The following is an 18,672-nucleotide window of genomic DNA, read 5'->3' as shown; positions in this document are numbered from 1 at the left end:
TTCCAGGGGCGGAGGCGGCCGATTCGCATACATCCATCATGGCTTTTCGCGGCAGTGATCTGCCTGATGCCGCCGGCCGCCGGGTGCGCACCGGCTTCGCCAACCGTCCTTCCGGCCGAGAATACCGCTTCCACCGTTCCCGCCCGCACATCTACGCCTTTACGCTCGCCGACCCAGACGGCGCCCTCCGCCACACCCACCGTCAGGCCGACTCCGACGTTCACCTTCACGCCGACCTTGACCCCCACGCTGGCCCCCGACGCCTGGCAATCGATGCCGGTCGTCCCCGCCGCAACGCAAAGCGCCCGCCTAATCCACCGCGACGGCCTCGGATTCGGAAACGACCCGCACGCCTTTTCCATCCTCGGCGATTGCCTGAGTCTTCCAACCAGATTTCTGGGCAATTTTGGAAGAGGCCCGGAATACTACACCCTCGGCGAGCACGCCTATCTGCAACCCGTCATCGAGTGGTTCCGCGGCTCCTACACCCGTCAAAGCGCCTCGCTGGGCAACGGGTTTACCACCGCGGCCGTTCTCTCCCCCCTCCGCGCCGATCGGACCCGCTGCGAGAAGGGTGAAAATCCGATGCAGTGCGAATACCGGATTCACCGCCCCGTCATCGCCTTGATCGCCTTGGGCACCGACGATTACCGGACAACCCCGGAGATCTACGAACAGCGGATGCGGCAAATCGTCGAATACACCGTCTCCAGCGGAATCCTCCCGATCCTCGCAACCAAAGCCGACAACCGCGAAGGGAACCATGCCTTCAACCGGATCGTCGCCTCCTTGGCGTACGAGTACGGCCTTCCGATGTGGAATTTCTGGCTGGCGGTGCAGGATCTTCCCAACCACGGCCTGGCCGACAACCGCGGCCATCTGACGTGGGCCGATCCGGACGATTTTTCCACCGCGATCAGCCGCCAGCGCGGGACTTCCGTCCGCAGCCTGACCTTCCTGCAATCCCTGGATTCCGTCTGGCGCGGCGTAACGGCTGTTTAAGAAAAGCCGCCTCGGTCCCGGCCAAGATCATGCCGGAAAGACGAACCGAGGCGGCCCCGCGGGGGAGTTGCCGGCCCGCTATTTGTCTACTCGATCTCGAACACCGCGCTGACGGTCATGCTCACTTCCCAGGTTCCGGCCTGGACCGGGACCGAGGAGCCGCCCCCGCCGACACCCATGCCGTAAGCCTTTTCCGCCGCCGGCGAAACGTAGCCGCCGTATTCGTTGACCGTGAGGACCTTCCCGACCTTGACCCCGAACCCCGCCGCGATCTCCTCCGCGCGGGCGCGGGCATTGGCGACCGCCAGCGCCCGGGCCTGGCTGAGCGCGGAGGTCGGATCCTCGAGCGAAAAGGAGATTCCGCCGACGGAGTTCACGCCGGCCCCCTGCGCCGCGCCCAGCACGGCGCCCACGCTACTCAGATCCCGCACCGTCACCGTCAGCGCGTGGGTGACGATATAGGTGATCTCTCCGGTGGGCTGTCCGTACGAATCGTACTTCTCCTGCTGATATAGATTGAAATCGCTGCGGATATCCGCCGCGGCCACTCCTTGGCCTTGGATCGCGGCGATCGCCGCTTCGGCCTTGGTGTTGTTGTCGTCCCAGGCTTGATCTGCGTAGGAATCGCGCGTGACGATGCTCAGGTACATCACCGCGATGTCGGGATCCACCTCCACTTTCCCCTCTCCCATCACCGACAGTGTGCGCGGACTCTCCGGTGTGGGGCCGTAACAGTTCAGCGTGCAGGGCTGCTCGGGAACGGCCGCGGCCGTCGAGCATCCGGCCAGAATGGCCGCGGCCAACACCAAACCCATTACTACAGTTTTCCGAGACATGGTTCCTCCTTGGTTGACCTCGGCGGGGCTTTCGTCCTCCGCCGTTTGGAATATATAGTGTAGCAGACGAATCGCATCCGGTTTTGTTCCCTGCCGCGCCGATGTCTGCGTGCTCCTGGATTTTCCCGCGGAACGGCTGGCGGAGCCGCGCCTCCGATCCGTAAGCTCTCACTTGATATTAATCCGAGGGCAGGATCAGAAATCCGTCCAAATCCCGACGCCTTGCGCCAATACCTCGGCTCGTCTACAATACAGTCGGGCGGCCTTCAGCCGCGCCCGAAATCCCGCGCGGATTCCGCGCCTCCCCAGGGGGGACGCTTCTCTTCGATCGCAAAACCATCAGGAGCGGTGATCCTCCGGGATTTCGACCGATATTTCACGGCGGCGCAGCGGTTGGGATCCACGAAGAACACGAAGGAAGATCTGAAACAATCTACGGCCGTTTTTTCGTCTCCTCAGGTCCTTCTTCGTGTCCTTCGTGGTCTCCATTCCCCGCCCCCCTGCCCCGCTCCTGGAGGAACCATGACCACACGCAAGACGTACGAAGCGGTGGTGGAGGGTAAAACTTTCCTTCTCACCACCGGCAATCTCGCGGCCAACGCCGGCGGGGCGGTGACGGTGCGAATCGGCGATTCGCTGCTATTCGCCTCCGCCACCATGAGCCGGGATCCGCGCGAGGGGATCGACTTCTTCCCCCTCTCGGTGGATTACGAAGAGCGGATGTACGCCGGAGGGCAGATTCCCGGCTCCTTCTTCCGGCGCGAAGGCCGGCCCTCGGAGGCGGCGATCCTCGTCGCCCGCCTGACGGACAGACCGCTGCGGCCGCTGTTTCCCAAAGACCTGCGCAACGATGTTCAGGTGATCATGCATGCCTGGTCTTCGGATGCCCAGAATCCCCTGGACATCCCGGCGATCATCGGCGCCTCGGCTGCGATCACCATCTCCGACATCCCCTGGGGCGGGCCGGTCGGGGCGGTGCGCATCGGCAGGGTCGATGGCCGGTGGGTGTACAACCCGGTCTACGAGGAGATCCAGCGCTCGGAGCTGGACCTGCGGGTGGCCGGGACGCGCGAGGCGATTCTGATGGTCGAAGCCGGGGCCGACGAAGCGCCGGAAGACTTGATGCGCGAAGCCCTGCAGCTGGCTCACCGCGCGATCCAGCCGCTGATCGACGCCCAGGAGAAGATGGCCGCCGAGGCGGGCAAACCGAAGCGCGACTATCAACATTTTGTCCTGGCGCAAAAGGTCCGCGAGGCGGTGTCGCAGAAGGTGGGAACCCGGTTGGCGGACGCCTTCCGCGACGAGTTGGACAAGGCCGAGCGCCAGGCGATTCTCGACGCGATCGAAGGCGAAGTCCTGGCGGGTTTTGCCAACGACGTCGATATGGCGGAGGCCGACCTGCGCGAGGCGTTCTACGAGATGTACCGCACCGAAGTCCGCTCGCGAATCCTGAATGCGAACCAGCGCACCGACGGCCGCCGACCGGATCAGATCCGGCCGCTGAGCGCCGAGGTGGACCTCAGCCCGCGGTCCCACGGGTCGGGCCTGTTCACCCGCGGCGAGACGCAGGTGCTTTCGTTCACCACGCTCGGCACCCCGCGCGACGCCCAGGAACTCGACGGATTGGCGCCGGTCGACGAAAAGCGCTACATGCACCATTACAACTTCCCGCCCTTCTGCACCGGCGAGACCAAGCCCCTGCGCGGCTCTTCGCGCCGCGAGGTCGGCCACGGAGCGCTGGCGGAACGCGCGCTCGTTCCGGTCCTCCCCGCGCAGGAGGAGTTCCCCTACACCATTCGGGTGGTTTCGGAGGTGCTTTCCTCCAATGGCTCCACCTCGATGGCCTCCGTGTGCGGATCGACCCTCTCCTTGATGGACGCCGGAGTGCCGATCCATGCGCCGGTGGCCGGAATCGCGATGGGCCTGGTGAAGGAAGGCGAGAAGTACGTCATCCTGACCGACATCCAGGGCGTCGAGGATCACCTCGGCGACATGGATTTCAAGGTCGCCGGCACGGCGCAGGGGATCACCGCCCTGCAGATGGACATCAAGATCAAAGGCATCACCCCGCAGATCATGGGCCAGGCGCTGGAACAGGCGCAGGCGGCGCGGATGCGGATCCTGGAAGTGATCCGCGGATGCCTGCCCGCCCCGCGTCCGGACCTCAAGCCGCACGCGCCGCGGATGACGATCCTGCAGATCGATCCGGAAAAAATCGGCGCGGTGATCGGACCCGGCGGGAAAATCATCCGCAAGATCCAGGAGGACACCGGCGTCAAGATCGACATCGAAGACGACGGCAAAGTCTACATCTCCGCCGTCGACGGGCCGAGCGCGATGGAAGCCCGCAAGCGGGTCGAGAGCCTGACCGAGACTCCGGTGGTGGGGCGGATCTACACCGGCAAGGTCGTCCGCGTAGCGGATTTCGGCGCGTTCGTGGAGATCCTCCCGAACATCGACGGGCTGGTGCACATTTCACAGCTCGATTCGAGCCGGATCGAGAAGGTGGAAGACGTTTGCCGCCTGGGCGACGAATTGACAGTCATGGTGACCGGGATCGATCCAGAGGGCAAGGTCCGCCTTTCGCGGGCTGCGGTGCTGGAAGGCTGGACCGCGGAGGAGGCCGCCGAGCGCGACCGCAAACCCTCCGGCGGGGGACGCGGCAACGGCCCGGGCGGGCCGCGGTCGTCACAGCGTCCCGGCGGCGCCCGCGGCCGCGGATCCGACCGCGACGAGCGCGGTGGACGCCGACGGTAACAAATTCAAAAAAAACCCGCCCGAACGGCGGGTTTTTTAATTCTTGGCTGCAAAAAGCACAAAAAGGCGTACCCTTTGAATCGATCCACATTCCCAAGGGCGAAATGAACCGCCGCCCTGCACGCGCCAACGACGCGCAGCCGGCCGCGGGATTCTCATCGCCTTACGGACGCATGATTAATGGGAATCGGCGGGAAAGCCATTCCATGCGAGGTTCCAAAGAAGGCGCGTAAAGATGATCCGTCGCATTCCGCTTGTCGACTTTTAAGTGATCTCCTCTTTTCCCTTTGTGCTCTTTGTGCTTTGTGTGGCAGGGATTATTCCATTCCCCCAAATTCCGTTTTGGCGGAACCGAAAGCGCGGTCGGATGCCGTCCCGGCGATCCGGAAGACCGGATTCTCCCTGCCGACGCGGTTGGCCCTCCCGCGTGTCAGGCCGGTGGATCGAATTCACTGCAATATGGCGGGAAGGACGGGGAAAGATTAGAATGGGGGCGGATCGAATTTGCCAAACCGACTGACGCGCTCCGTTCCCGGGAACCCGGAAGGGGTGAATCGACCTTTGGATGCCTCGCCGCGCTGGTCCACAAACGCCAAACTGACCGTCATGCTGGCCGTGCTGGCGGTGATCGGCTACTTCCTGGTGCGATTCCAGGTCCTGATCATGCCGCTCATCATGGCTTTCGTTCTGGCATACCTGCTCGACCCGGTGGTGAGTTTCCTGACCCGCCGCCTGCGGCTTTCCCGCACCGCAGCCGTCCTGGTCCTATATGGGTTGGTTCTATTGCTGTTGGCCGGCTTGGCCAGCGGCGCGGGCCTGTTGCTGCAGCAGCAGATGTCCGGCGTGCTGAACACGGTGACGAAATTCATCAACAGCATCCCGGACTGGCTCGATTCGCTGGCGGACGAACCGCTCGTTCTCGGGCCGTTCACCTTCGACTTCTCCTCCCCCAACGCCGCCCTCCTCCAGGATACGTTGATTTCCGGCGCCCGCGATTGGATCGGCGGGATTACCGACTGGATGACCACCGCCGCCTCCGACATCGTCGCCTTCTTCGGATGGACCGCCTTTACGCTGATCGTAACGTACTACCTCCTGCACGACATGGACGCCCTGAAGCACAGCCTAATCCTGATCTTCCCCGAAAAACACCGCGGAGACATTGGCCGGCTGTTCGAAGAGCTCGGGCCGATCTGGAACGCCTTCCTGCGCGGCCAGATTCTGCTCAGCCTGATCATGGGCCTGGCGATCGGGGCGGCGATGACCCTCCTGGGCGTGCGCTATTCCGCGATCCTCGGGGTGATGGCCGCCGTGGCCGAATTCATTCCGATCGTCGGGGCAAACGTGGTCGGCGCGACCGCGGTGGTGATCGCCCTCTTTCAGCCGAACAATTGGCTGGGGCTCTCTCCGATCCTGTTCGCGGTCGTGGTCGGCGTCACCGGCGGCGTGCTGCAGCAGTTGGAATCGAATTTTTTAATCCCGCGCGTGATGGGCGACCAACTCAAACTCCACCCGGCGATCCTGATCGTCGGCGCGCTGGTCGGATTCACCCTGCTCGGAATTCCGGGGCTGCTGCTCGCCGGACCGATCATCGCCTCGGCGCGCTTGTTCGCCAAATACGTCCACGCCAAACTGTTCGACCTCCCCCCTTGGCCCGTAGAGGGCGGCGCGCAGACCCCGGATTTGAAGACGGCCGCCGTCCGCATCCGCCCGGCGCGGATGTCGGACCGGAAGGACATGCTCGAGCTCACCGCCCAGATATGGGAGGGGCACGATTACACGCCGCAGGTTTGGTCCGAATGGCTGGCCGACCGCGAAGGCTTGCTGGCCGCGGCGGAGGCGGATCGCCGGATGATCGGATTCGGCAAGCTCACCCGCCTCGGCCCGGAGGAGTGGTGGCTGGAAGGATTGCGGGTCCATCCCGGATACCAGGGGATGAAGATCGGGTCCAGGTTGAGCGAGCATTTATTGGCGGAGTGGAAAAAACACGGCGGGGTGATCCGTCTGGCGACATCCTCCCAGCGCCTGCCGGTCCACCGGCTGTGCGACCGGCTGGGCTTCCGGCGGGCAGGGGTTTTCCGGATGACGTCGGCGGCGCCCATCGAGGGCGGCGCGTGCGAATATGAGGCCGCCGCCAAAACGGATACGCCGGAAGCGACCGCCCTGTGGAAGGAACGCGCCGCCGCCTGGAAGATTCCCAACCTGGTCAACGACGGCTGGCACTGGAGCACCCTCACCAAAGCCCATTTAGCCGAATTCGTCCGCCGCGGGGACGCCTGGTGGTGGCGGGGACGGTCCGCCCTGTTGTTGACCTACGATTCCGAGCACGACCATAAACCCAGCTTGGAAGTGGCGGCGGTCTTCTCGCCCCCCGGAAGTCTGGCTCCGATGCTGCGCCAATTGCGGGTGCTGGCCGGGAAGCGCGGCGCGGTCCGCGCGGCGTGGAACGTCCCCGACCGACCCCGCCTGACGGATGCCGCGCGGCGCGCCGGCTTCGCCGAGATGGTGGACCACCGGCTGTGGCTCTACGAGCGTTCCGATCCGCCCGTCCTATAACCCAATCCGAAGGAGGTGGGGCATGCCCGAGGCACCGGAGATTAAAACCGAAACCGTCGCCGAAACCGAAAACTACCTGGTGTATTCCGCGGAAGAACCCGACGGCGAAACGACCTGGAACGTGGAATTGGGACCGGTGACACTGCACTTCTTCCGCGAGGAATGGCGGGAATTCCTCGAACTGGTCGGCCAGATACAAGCCAACGCCTGAGCCATGGGCCGGCTTGCGCGCTTTGCGCCGACGCTGTGCGCCGCGGCGCTCGCCGCGGCGTACCTCGGCTGGGTCCTCCTCCAGGCCGGCGGCGACCCGATGGCATTCGCATTCCTTGGAACGCGGTTCAGCGAGGCGGACCCTTCGGGCTCCGACGGTTACGACGGCCAGTTTAATTACTACATCGCCCGCGACCCCGATCCGCAGGGAGTTGCGCCCCGTCTCGACGTTCCCGCTTACCGCTACCAGCACATTCTCTATCCTCTGTTGGCCCGCACCCTGGCGCTCGGAATCCCGGCGGCGATCCCCTGGACCCTCGTTGGTGTGAATTTTTTCTCTCTGCTGGCCGCAACTTTTGTGGCCGGCGAATTGCTCCATCAGCGCGGAGGAAGCCGCGGGGGCGGCCTGGCGTTCGGATTGTGGGCCGGGCTGGTCGGCGCGGTGCGCCTGGATCTTTCCGAACCGCTCGCCCTGCTGCTCGTCCTCCTCGCCTTGTGGATCTCCGGGCCGTCGCTCGACCGCCGGATCCTCGCGGCCGCATCTTTGCTGGGGCTGGCGATGCTCGCCAAGGAAACGATGATCCCCTTTGTGGCCGGCTGGGCGGCCTGGCTGATCTCCCGGCGGCGTTCCCGCGACGCGCTCCTGATCTCCGCCTCCCTGCTTCCCTTTGCGCTGATGCAAATCTGGTTGTGGCGGACGTTCGGATCGCCGGGAATCGGCAGCGGCGGCGCCGACGCAACCCCATTCGAATGGATTCCCTTCGCCGGCCTGTTCCGGATCGGGCAGGCCAGCCTTCCCGCGCTGGCCGCGATGTCGGCGGTGTATCTGCCCGGATTGCTCGTCCCGGCCGTTTACGGCTTGGCCGCCCCGGCGTGCGACTTGTTCCGCCGGCGGATCTCCCCGGAAAGCCTGCTGCTTGCAGCTAACGCGGCGGTCATCGCCTTCGCCCCCTATTCAACCTTCCGCGAACCATTGGGGATCCTGCGATTGGCGTGCGGGTTGGTTCTTTGCATGGGGCTGTACGCGGCGGCCAAGCGACAATGGTGGTGGAACAAACTCAGACTGGTGGGATTGGCGTACTTGGTGTTTCTGCGGTGATCCCCCTCCCCTGCCCTCCCTCGTCAAGAAAACCGCTTGACGGGGGAGGAATGCACGAACGAAACCTCCCCCGATAACCGGTCTGGGGTTGTCGGGGGAGGCGCCCCCATCTCCCCTCCTTCTCTGTTAAAAAATCGCTTGACGGGGGAGGATCGAGGAGCGGGAACAGGCTACTCCCGATGAAACCTCCACGCCGACAAGCCGATGAACGCCGCGCCGAAACCGCACAGGACGAGCGTCGGGAGGATCACTCCCGGCAGGCCCTGCCCGCGCAGGATCAGGTTCTGCATACCGTGCATCGCCCAGTAGGTGGGCGTCAGACGGCCCACCGCCTGGAACGTCTCGCCGGTCACCTCCAGCGGCATCCACGCTCCGCCCAAGCCGGCCAGCACCATCATCGGGACAATCGCCATCATCGCGATCTGATCGGGATTGCGCGCGACCACGCCGATCAGCAGCCCCATCGCCGCGATCCAGAACGTCACCGCCGCGGCGAGTAGCAGCAGCGCGGCGGGCGCCTGCCAGTACGGCAATCCAAAGACCAATTGGCCGAACACGGCCAGCAAAACCACCTGCGCGAAGACCATCAGGAACATCGCCAGAAAATGCCCGGCCAGGATTTCCGCGCGCGAGATCGATGTAGTCAGCAGGCGCTGCAGGGTGCCGGATTTTTTCTCCCAGACGATGATTTCCGCCGCGCCGATCAATCCGGCCAGCGCAAAGGTCACCATATTTCCCGGGGACGACTGCGCGAAACCGCCCGGGATCGCGTCCGCCCCTGCTTCCGGCGGGGAGGCCGAGCGGAGTTGCAGGGCGACCGGCGCAGCCTCCCACTCCCCGACCGCTTCCCGGAGGGCTTGCTCCAGATAAGCGCGGCGGTCCGATTCGTCCGTGAATCCGTCCCGCTCAGCGACGATATCGGCGCTCCACAGCGCCGTCCGGACCGCATTCATCAGCCGGAACACGACCGCCCGGACGGCGTTTTCCGCGTTCCTGGACGCGCCCGAATTCTCGTCGATGAGAAATTCCAGCTGCAGATCCTCCCCCGCCAACAGCGCGTCGGTGAAGCCTTCGGGAACGACGACGGCCGCCGCCAGTTTTCCCTCGGCCACCTGCCGCTCCAGCGATTCGGCGTCCTCCGCCCCGACCGTCACCGGACGCACGGCTTCCGCCAGCTCCAGCAGCCGGGCCAGGCTTTGCGCCGCCGCCCCCCCGTCGCGGTCTAGCACACCCACCGCCAGGCGTGGCTCCGCTTCGGAGGAATCCGCCAGCCCGCCCATCATCACGCCCATCAGAACGGTGAAGAGGATCGGCGCACCGAGAAGAAACGCCGCCGATTTCCAATCGCGCAGAATTTGGGTAACATCCTTCGCAGTCACATCGAGTAATCGCATGGCATTGCCTCCCGCGCTTCTATCCGGCGAACCGCCGGTTGAAATTATGGACTCCCACCCCGAAGAGGATCAGGCTGACGGCCATCATGGCGGCCAGGGTGATCCAGACCGGCTGTCCGCCCATGGATTCCTGCCAGATGCGGACCGCCCAGCCATGGGGAGAAACAAGCGAAACGACGTCGGCATACGACGACAGCTCTTCCAATCCGGGGACCAACTGGGCGAACAGGCGGCTGATTCCGATCCAGCCGATCAGATTGACCACTACGCCGTACACCATCCCGGCTTGTTTCGTACTCTTCAGAAACGACGTCAGGAAGAGGGCGAACGAGGCGCTGAGCACCGCCGTGGCGGCCGCCGCCGAGGCGACGGAGGCCAAATCCCCCCAGCGGATCCCGAACGCCAGGGCGGAAACCGCCAAGAGGACAAACAGCTGGATCGACAGGATCAGGAGAACGGAAAGCATTTTCCCGCCCAGGATCGCCGAACGCCGCCCGGGCGTGGTGAAGAGGCGCGGAAGGGTGCCATCCTCCTGCTCCTGAAGGATGGATTGCGCCGCCGACGCGCCGGTGAAGAAGCAAAAAAAGATCATCATCATGACCATGATCGTCGAAATCATCTGCGTCAGGAGGTCGCCTTGTGCCTGTTTCGCGCCGGCGACGGATTGCACCTCAAGCCAAGCCTCCCCCAAGCCGGCGCCCGCCTCCGCCTGCACCCAAGCCGCGTACTGCGCGCCGATCCGGGACGCCGTCCGGTCATCGAGTGGAATCGAGCGGGCGGCGAGGGCCTTGCCGGAAGCCGCTACGGCCACCCGCCCGCCCGCGATTCCATCCAGCACCTGGGCGACGACCAACCGGACGATCGCCGAGCCGACCGTCTGCGCCGGATCCTGGTACAGCTCGACCGCGGCCGCCTGTTTTGCATACTGCACCGCGGCCGAGAAACCCGCGGGGATGATGACCGCGGCCGACGCCTCGCCCCGATCGACCGCGGCCCGCGCCGCCGCCGGATCGGGCTCGCGCGCGGCGTCCCAGACGGCGGCAAGATCATCCCCGGCCAGCAGGCCTTCAAGCAGGGTCGCGGTTTCGCCGGCCGGATCCAGGTTGACCACCAGCACCCGGGGCTTGGGTACGGCGGCGCTTTCGTCTCCGAAGGAGACCCCGCCGAAGGCCGCATAAAACACCCCGGCGGTCAACAGCGGAATAACCAGCGCAAACACCAGCAGGAAGACGGACCGCGCCGCCCGCCGGATGTCTTTCCAGGCAACAATCCAAAGAGTTCCCATGGTTCCGCCTTTCATTCGCGAAGCGCTCTTCCCGTCAGGTGCAGGAAGACCGCCTCCAGATTCGGCTCGCGGATTTCCAGCGAGGTGATGCGCGCGCCGCGCGCGGCGGCGCTTTCGAACAACCGCGGCAGAACCGCGTGGCTGTCGGCGGCCAGGACGGTGATGCGCCCGTCATCCGCCGACGCGCCGCGGACGCCTTCGATCGAGCGCCACAGCTCGAGCACGCGCGCGGATTCGGCGTTCACCGCCAACTCGATCCGTGTATCCTGGCCGACCAGCTTCACCAGGTCCGCGTTCGTCCCGCTGGCGATGATCCGCCCCTGGTCCATGATCGCGATCCGGTCGGAAAGTTCCTCCGCCTCTTCCATATAATGGGTGGTATAGAGGACGGTCATCCCCCGTCCGCGCAGTTGCTTCACGGCGTCGAGAATGTGGCGCCGGCTTTGCGGGTCGATCCCGACAGTCGGTTCGTCCATGATGACGATCGGCGGCTGGTGCAGCAGCGCCACGCCGATGTTGACCCGCCGCTTCATCCCGCCCGAGAAGGATCCCACCCGCCCCTTCTGGCGCTCCTCCAGTCCGATGATCCCGAGGATCTCATCGATCCGGCGGTTCAGCTGTTTTCCGCGCAGGTTATACATCTTCCCCCAGAACGAGAGGTTCTCGCGCGCCGAAAGGTCCATGTAGAGCGCGACCTCCTGGGGGACGACGCCGAGGACCGCCCGAGCCTGCGCCGACCGGCTGCGGATGGAATTTCCCAGCAGTGCGGCGTCGCCCGAATCCGGGCGCAGCAGGCCGGCGAGCATCGAGATGGTGGTGGTCTTGCCGGCGCCGTTCGGGCCGAGCAGGCTGAAAATTTCGCCGCGCCCCGCCGAAAAACTCACTCCGTCCACGGCATGGACGGAGCCGAACGACTTCCGCAACTCCTGAACGAGTATGGTTTGCTCCATGATCACCCCTCTTTGCCGCTGTCGAGTGCGTCGAGGGCGAGCGTGAAGAGCCCGATCCCGAGGATGACGACGATCGTCTCGGCCGGCGCGGCGGACAAGGAGCCGAGCACCACCGCGGCGACGGCCATCGCAATCGCCACGCCCCGCAGGGCTAGGGAAACGATTTGGGAGAAGTTAATCGACTTGGACATTTTTTCCTCCGTAAGATGGGGCCAGCATACCCCGCCGCGCCGCCTCCCGCATCGCCCGCCGGGCGCGCCTGCGGCTGCCCGTTCGGACACTGTCCCAAAGGACAATGGGAACGGGTCGCGCGCGGAGTACAATACGTCCATGAAAAGGATCCACACCTTCGCCGCGCGCCTGCAATCGCTGTGGGGGCCCCATTCCGAATGGCCGTTCATGTTGTTCCTGACATTCGTGTTCATCTTCATCTATGTCTGGACGGTCATCTCGTCTTCACGCCTATGCGACCCCGTCGTGCTGACAGCCTTTACCGTCCTCTTCATCGCCCATCTATTCCTTCATTGGATCAGCATCTGGTGGCTGAAAAAGAACTGGAGCGTCTGGGCCTACATTGCGATCCAGGCGGCGATCGTTTTCACCCTGGTCTCCTTCGCCGGAGAGCTCGGGGCGCTGGTCGGGCTGTATCTCGGATTGATCGGCGAAGCCGCGGGGATGTTCACCGGCGCCTGGTGGAAAAATGTCATCATCATCCTATGCATCCTCGCGCTTTCCGTTGTGAGCTTTTTTTGGGTGCTGCCGCAGGGGGATATCTTCTGGTGGACGCTCGCCATTCTCCCGATGACGGCCTTCGTCATCATCTACGTGGTGCTTTACAGCCGCCAGGCCGACGCGCGCATCAAAGCCCAGGAGCTGCTCGTCGAGTTGGAGGCCGCCAACCGCCGCCTGACGGAGTACGCCGATGAAATCGAAGACCTGACCTTGGCGAACGAACGCCAGCGCATGGCGCGCGAATTGCACGACACGCTGGCCCAGGGACTGGCCGGATTGATTCTCCAATTGGAAGCCGCGGATTCGCACCTGGGCGGCGGCCGGGCCGCCCGGGCGCAGGGAATCGTCCAGCAGGCGATGACCCGCGCCCGCGCCACGCTGGCCGAAGCCCGCCGGGCGATCGACGGATTGCGCGCCGATCCGCCGGGCGGCCTGGAAGAGGCCGTGCGAACCGAGATCGGGCATTTCACGTCCGCCTCGGGCCTGCCTTGCGCGCTCGAGTTTTCGATCACCGGAAAGATCCCCGAGGAAACCGCGGAGCTTGTCCTGCGGACGGTCTCCGAGGGCCTGACCAACATCGCCCGGCACGCGCAAGCCCGCCGGGCGTCGGTCTGCCTGCGGGGCGGCGCGGATTCGCTTTCCCTGGAAGTCGTGGACGACGGCATCGGGTTCAACGCCGCAGCCGAGGAAGACCGCGCCGGCCACTACGGATTGATCGGTTTGCGGGAACGGGTCCGGATTGCCGGAGGAACACTGCAAATCCTCAGCGCGGAAGGACAAGGCACATCGATCGCCATCCGCATCCCCATCCCCGGAGAGTGATTCCCTTTGCGTCCGGGCTCCCTGCACATCAAACCAAACGCCTCATCGAAAACGGCCGGGCCAACTCGAATGGGTTGGCTCCGGGCGGAACCGTTCTGCCACCCTCCCGCAGCCAATAACCGCAAGAAGAATAAAGAATGCGGGGCAATTTCGCTCCGTCTAAAGGGAATCCGTCTACCCCCGCCCCGGCCGACGGGCTCGCCAGTCCTGGCTCGACCAATTTTTTAAGCCCGTGAAAATCCGTGGCTTAGCGAGCGCTCCCCCGAGCGCCAAGCATCAGCGGCATCATGATGCGAAGCATTTCCGGAGGGGGGGAAAGCGAAGCATCTGCGGCGATCCGCTTGGATCCTTCACTCCGCTAAGGATGACGCCTCCCGCTATCCCATCCTGTGAAATAGCCGGCCGCGGAGCAGTACTTCCGGAGGCCCGCCGGATCCGCAACAATTCGCCCGAGGTGGGTATAATTCCTTCCAACCCGAACCCTGGAGTTTTTTTTTATGAGCACCGCACCCGCCGAAGAACAACCGCAAGCCGCAAAACCATCCCAACCGGTATTGCTTCGCTTCTTCTTCTCCCTTGCTTGGGGATCCCTGGCGATCGTGCTGGGAGCCGCAGCCTGGGGATTGCTTGCTTACTTCACAAACTCCGTTTACTCCTTCATCGCCATCATCCTCGGGTTGGCGGTCGCCGCGGCGATCGTCCTGCCCCTCAGCCCGATCCACAAAGCCGTCGCCCTGCTTTTCCTCCCGGCGGCCGTCGGAGGCACTCTGCTCAGCATTCTGCTGGGGGAAACGCTTTTCCAAATCCTGGTCATGATGCGGGAATACCAGGCGTCGTTCCCGGAAGCCCTCGGAGCCGCGGTGGACGGATTTCAGGAAATCCTCGCCTTGAAGGACACCCTGGTCAGCCTCGGCTTCGGATTGATCGGGGCGCTGATCGGTTTCTTTGCCACCTGGAAGGATCTGTAGGCGGAATCCATCCGGCCATTGCCTGCAAATGATGAAAAACCAGGCGCCGCAAAACGGCGCCTGGTTTTTTTTCATGTCCATCCCGCACTACATCCCGGCCCCCTTGCGCCTTCCCCCTTTGCCCGACCCGTTCTTCGTTCTATTCGCAAAACCTGTCATCGCCGAAATAGTCCTCCCGAGCTCCCCGAGCCAAGTGGGCACGCGCGGAATCCAGTACAACCGGCGAAGTCGATTCGCTCAGCACGGCTGGCGTTTTCTATAGTTTGCCGCGTCTCGAAAAAAAGGAACGGCAATGTGGGACAGGCAGCGGGATTTTCATTTTACTGCGTCCCTTCCCATGCCACGTACAGGTCGTACATCTCGGGAAGGGTCTTCCACTGCACCCTGCCGTCGTCGACGTACGGCTTCACCCGGCGCAGGAAATCCTCGAGCAGCGACTCGTCCCGCTCCGCCCCGATGCTCCAAGAAATGTAATAGGTATTCACCAAACCCGCTTCCACGTAGGAGAGGGCCTGTTCCAATTCGGCGATCAAGGCATCCACGTCCGCCGGTTCGAATTCGCACTTGGTGTAGGAATCGCCGGATCCCGATTCCTCCGCGGCGCAGGTCAGGCTGCCGCCCGAGGGCAGAATCACCAGCCGGCCTTTCGGATCAGGCAGGATCCAATCCTCGCCGCTGTTCATCCGCCACGGGTGCAGCCGCCCGGCGAAATCGAAGGGATAGGCCTGGTGGCACGCGCCCGGCCCGGCGCAATCGGCGAACCCCGCCGGGCGGAGATCTTCGCGCAGCGACATCAACGCGTAGGCCACGGTGCCGGAGGCGAACGAATAGCCGGCGTCCGCGGCGGCGGTCACCCAATCGCAGGCAGAGACGATCCCTGAGGCGTGCCGGACCCGCACCCCGAGGGATTCGAGCGTCTGCTTGCGTTCGCGCAGCAAGGGCGCGAACGCCGCGCAGTCCATGTCCTTCTCTCCGCCGATGTCGGCGTGCACGCCGATTCCGTGGCCGCGGTCCTCCATTTCCTTAAGCACGTTTTCCCCCCACCGGATGCAGCCGTCGGTGAACTCCTTGCTTTCGAGGGTCAAACGCGCGCCGTAGGTTTCGAAGAGCGAGGCGTAGCGGCGGACCAGTTCGGCGTGGCGCTCAAAGACCTCCTCCTTGCCGGCGTCGTCCCAACCCTCCAGATGGACCATGACCCCGTAATATAAAACCGCTTCCGCGCCGGCCGCGGGTCCGGCGCAATCGGCGGGGCACACGGTTGCGTTCTCCGGACCGTTGCACACTCCATCTCCGCAACTCCCCTTTTGCGTGTTGGGTTTCGTCGCCGAAGGAGTGGGCTCCGCGGGCGCGGCGAGGTTACAAGCCGCAGCGGTCGAGAAAATCAGGATCCACGCAATCCGCTTGACATCAAACATGGCGCCCTCCAGAGGAAACAGCTTGCGCAAACGAAAAGCTTTCTTTTTATACCCCCAGCCGCCGTGGAGCCGATGTAAAGCGGCAGTTAATCCTTGGAGAATCCCGTGAACTCCGCGGGAAATATGGCGTGATATGGTATCCTTCAACCGATGGAATTGGTATTTTCCGCGTAATCCGTTATCATCCTTAAAATCCGTGTTTTCAGAAAGAGGGATTGCGTTTTTCCTATGGATTCCGCCCACACCCTTGCCCGCCGCCTGATCGAAAACGTCACCCGCGTCATCTTCGGCAAAGACGACGTGGTGGAACTGGCCGTCGCCGGATTGCTCGCCCAGGGTCACCTGCTGATCGAGGACGTCCCCGGGGTGGGCAAAACCGTGCTGGCCAAAAGCATCGCCCGCTCCCTGGGTTGCAGCTTCAACCGCCTGCAGTTCACCCCCGACATGCTGCCCAGCGACGTTACCGGGGTTTCGATCTGGAACCCGCAAACGCGCGAATTCGAATTCCGGCCCGGGCCGCTGATGGCGGAAATCGTCCTGGCCGACGAGATCAACCGGGCCACGCCGAAAACCCAGGCGGCGCTGTTGGAGGCGATGGAGGAGCGCCAGTTGACGGTCGATGGCGTGACCCACGCCTTGCCGCCGCTGTTCCAGGTGCTCGCGACCCAAAATCCGATCGAGCACGAAGGCACCTACCCCCTGCCCGAAGCGCAGATGGACCGGTTCCTGATGCGGATCACCGTCGGCTATCCGCCGGCGGCGGAAGAAGAGCGGGTGGTGGAAAGCCAGCAGATCAAACACCCGATCGAAGACCTTGCGGCGGTCGCCGGCGCGCAAGACGTCCTCGAAGCCCAGAAGGAAGTCCGCGGTGTGCATATCGAACGCGGGGTGAGGCAATACATCGTGGACCTGGTCTCGCGGACCCGGACCCTATCCGACGTGCACCTGGGGGCCAGCCCGCGCGGCAGCCTGGGCCTGGCACGCGCCGCGCAGGCGCGGGCCATCCTCGCCGGGCGGGACTACGTCGCTCCCGACGACGTCAAGGCGGTCGCCGCCCCGGTCCTGGCTCACCGCCTGCTGCTGTCCCCGTCGGCGCGGTTGAAAGGCGTCACCCCGAAGTCGCTGATCGAAGGGATCATCGAAAACACGATGGTGCCGGGAAACATCTGATCCGCGTCCGCCGGTTTTCCGGATCGCCTCCGCCGCGCAATACCCCTATCACATCCCTGCGTTCTCCGTACGGATTCCGGGCAGGCTGCGAAACCGTGGTACAGTCGCCGCCATGATGAAAAAACTCCTCCTTATCGCCTTCGTCCTTTTTCCCGCCGGATGCGTCCCGCAACCCGAAACGGCGGCGCCGCCCTCTCCAATCGCGCCCTCCGCCGTCGGCCCCGAAAGCGATTTCGCGCAGATCGACCTCGGCGAGGGCCTGTACGTGCGGCAGATCCGTCCGGACGCGTTCGTGGTCACGCATTCCTTTCCGTGGCCGGCCAATTCGCTGATCGCCGAAATGGAGAATTCGGATTTGGTGCTGGCGGGCACCCCGTACACCCCCGAGGCGATGGAGGCCGTGCTGAAATGGATCCGCGGGAAATTCGGGGGGCGCAATATCGTCGCGGTCAATCCGGGCTACCACGTCGACAACCTCGGCGGCAACGGGGCGCTGATCGCGGCCGGAATTCCGGTCTACGGATCCGGCCTCACCGCCGAACTGCTTGCCGACCGGGGGGAACAAACCCGGAAATACCTTTTGGAGATGCTCGCGGGGCCGGCGGATGCACGCTTCCGCCAAGCCCATGCGGAGATTCCCTACCTGCCGCCGGACCATCTGTTTTCCGCGGAGGATGGGTTGACGCTCTCGTTCGGAGAGGAGCAGGTGCAGGCTTATTGGCCGGGGCCGACCCAGGCGCCGGATAAATTGGCGGTGTATTTCCCCGGGAAGCGGATCCTGTTCGGAAGCTGCATGGTGCTGGGAGGCCACCAGGTGGGCAATACCCGCGAAGCCGATATGGAGAATTGGCCGAAAGCCATCGAGGCCTTAAAACGCTTTGGCGCCGATTTCGTCGTTCCCGGGCATGGCAGCCGGTTGGACCCGGGTTTGCTCGATCATACGATCGCCTTGCTGGACGCGGCCGCAGAGTAGCCGGGCATTGAAAAAGGGCGGTTGAACCCACTCCGGTAAACTCACCCAGCGGGGTCAACCGCCCCTGATTCCATTTTCCTTACACTGCCGGGACCGACCGCCCCCCAAACCCCGCGCCGCGGCCAGCCGAAGGGCTTCCCTCGCGAATCCCGCTTCCGCCGTCAGCCTCGCCCCGCTTTGCTATCTTCACGATCCCTTCTTCTTGGTTTTCCCCATCATTCGCGCCACACCGAACGCCATTAGGCAAAGGCCCACGATTAAAAATACGGACAGGTCGGAAGAAAGGCCGACCGCCAGAAATGCGATTCCGCCGCCAAGCAAGGCCAAGTTTATTGCAAGGGTTTTTTCTTCATCCTTATTCAGCATGCGCCATCCTCCATTTTTCCTGCATCCGACGGTTTGCGGGCGGCTCGCCCGTCCAGCTGCGCACGGCCGGGGCCGGCAACCACGGGGAGGCCGCTTCCCGGCCGCCGGGCATCACCCCCGCTCGGAAAAAAGAAAAT

16 protein-coding genes are annotated in these 18,672 nt (G+C 64.2%); 9 read left to right on the top strand and 7 right to left on the bottom strand.

The features are described from left to right. The first annotated feature begins 66 nt into the window (after positions 1-66). Complete coding sequence (locus JW929_15840; protein ID MBN1440879.1) at positions 67-1,002, top strand: hypothetical protein; 936 nt, start codon at positions 67-69, stop codon at positions 1,000-1,002. An 86-nt stretch (positions 1,003-1,088) separates the two neighbouring features. Here JW929_15840 and JW929_15835 read toward each other — a convergent pair whose 3' ends face one another. Further along, a complete protein-coding gene (locus JW929_15835) occupies positions 1,089-1,838 on the bottom strand; it encodes an SIMPL domain-containing protein (protein ID MBN1440878.1) in 750 nt (249 codons plus the stop codon). Between the two features lie 522 nt (positions 1,839-2,360). Between JW929_15835 and JW929_15830 the strand changes: the two genes are divergently transcribed. From JW929_15830 to JW929_15815, 4 genes are all read left to right on the top strand, one after another. Next, the gene (locus JW929_15830) at positions 2,361-4,595 is read left to right on the top strand and encodes a polyribonucleotide nucleotidyltransferase (GenBank protein MBN1440877.1); all 2,235 of its coding nucleotides are present in this window, start codon (positions 2,361-2,363) and stop codon (positions 4,593-4,595) included. Between the two features lie 549 nt (positions 4,596-5,144). Continuing rightward, a complete protein-coding gene (locus JW929_15825; GenBank protein ID MBN1440876.1) occupies positions 5,145-7,151 on the top strand; it encodes an AI-2E family transporter in 2,007 nt (668 codons plus the stop codon). Between the two features lie 22 nt (positions 7,152-7,173). Further along, on the top strand, positions 7,174-7,362 hold the full coding sequence (locus JW929_15820; GenBank protein MBN1440875.1) for a hypothetical protein: 189 nt from the start codon (positions 7,174-7,176) through the stop codon (positions 7,360-7,362). A 3-nt stretch (positions 7,363-7,365) separates the two neighbouring features. Then, entirely contained in the window at positions 7,366-8,460 is a 1,095-nt protein-coding gene (locus tag JW929_15815; protein MBN1440874.1) for a hypothetical protein, read from the top strand. Between the two features lie 170 nt (positions 8,461-8,630). On the opposite strand, the gene JW929_15810 is transcribed toward JW929_15815, so the two are convergent. From JW929_15810 to JW929_15795, 4 genes are read right to left on the bottom strand one after another with little or no spacing between them, the layout of a single operon-like run. Continuing rightward, complete coding sequence (locus tag JW929_15810) at positions 8,631-9,854, bottom strand: ABC transporter permease (GenBank protein ID MBN1440873.1); 1,224 nt, start codon at positions 9,852-9,854, stop codon at positions 8,631-8,633. Positions 9,855-9,873: 19 nt separating this feature from the next. Beyond that, the gene (locus JW929_15805; protein ID MBN1440872.1) at positions 9,874-11,139 is read right to left on the bottom strand and encodes an ABC transporter permease; all 1,266 of its coding nucleotides are present in this window, start codon (positions 11,137-11,139) and stop codon (positions 9,874-9,876) included. A gap of 11 nt (positions 11,140-11,150) precedes the next feature. Next, positions 11,151-12,089 carry an ABC transporter ATP-binding protein gene (locus JW929_15800; GenBank protein ID MBN1440871.1) on the bottom strand — a complete coding sequence of 313 codons (939 nt, stop codon included), beginning with the start codon at positions 12,087-12,089 and terminating at the stop codon, positions 11,151-11,153. A 2-nt stretch (positions 12,090-12,091) separates the two neighbouring features. After that, positions 12,092-12,280 (bottom strand): hypothetical protein, encoded by a 189-nt coding sequence (locus tag JW929_15795; GenBank protein MBN1440870.1) that lies wholly within the window; start codon positions 12,278-12,280, stop codon positions 12,092-12,094. A 139-nt stretch (positions 12,281-12,419) separates the two neighbouring features. Between JW929_15795 and JW929_15790 the strand changes: the two genes are divergently transcribed. Together JW929_15790 and JW929_15785 are read left to right on the top strand one after the other, a co-directional pair. Continuing rightward, complete coding sequence (locus JW929_15790) at positions 12,420-13,643, top strand: sensor histidine kinase (protein MBN1440869.1); 1,224 nt, start codon at positions 12,420-12,422, stop codon at positions 13,641-13,643. A gap of 497 nt (positions 13,644-14,140) precedes the next feature. Then, a complete protein-coding gene (locus tag JW929_15785; protein ID MBN1440868.1) occupies positions 14,141-14,611 on the top strand; it encodes a hypothetical protein in 471 nt (156 codons plus the stop codon). Between the two features lie 320 nt (positions 14,612-14,931). On the opposite strand, the gene JW929_15780 is transcribed toward JW929_15785, so the two are convergent. After that, a complete protein-coding gene (locus JW929_15780) occupies positions 14,932-16,026 on the bottom strand; it encodes a hypothetical protein (protein MBN1440867.1) in 1,095 nt (364 codons plus the stop codon). A gap of 228 nt (positions 16,027-16,254) precedes the next feature. On the opposite strand from JW929_15780, the gene JW929_15775 reads away from it, so the two are divergent. Both JW929_15775 and JW929_15770 read left to right on the top strand, forming a co-directional pair. Next, entirely contained in the window at positions 16,255-17,196 is a 942-nt protein-coding gene (locus JW929_15775; GenBank protein ID MBN1440866.1) for a MoxR family ATPase, read from the top strand. A gap of 112 nt (positions 17,197-17,308) precedes the next feature. Continuing rightward, positions 17,309-18,169: a hypothetical protein gene (locus JW929_15770; GenBank protein MBN1440865.1), complete on the top strand. Its 861-nt coding sequence runs from the start codon at positions 17,309-17,311 to the stop codon at positions 18,167-18,169. Positions 18,170-18,355: 186 nt separating this feature from the next. On the opposite strand, the gene JW929_15765 is transcribed toward JW929_15770, so the two are convergent. Next, a complete protein-coding gene (locus JW929_15765) occupies positions 18,356-18,535 on the bottom strand; it encodes a hypothetical protein (GenBank protein ID MBN1440864.1) in 180 nt (59 codons plus the stop codon). Between the last annotated feature and the right edge of the window lie 137 nt (positions 18,536-18,672).

The organism is Anaerolineales bacterium, assembly GCA_016928575.1.
GTDB lineage: Bacteria > Chloroflexota > Anaerolineae > Anaerolineales > RBG-16-64-43 > JAFGKK01.
This window is presented reverse-complemented; position numbering and strand designations above follow the sequence as displayed.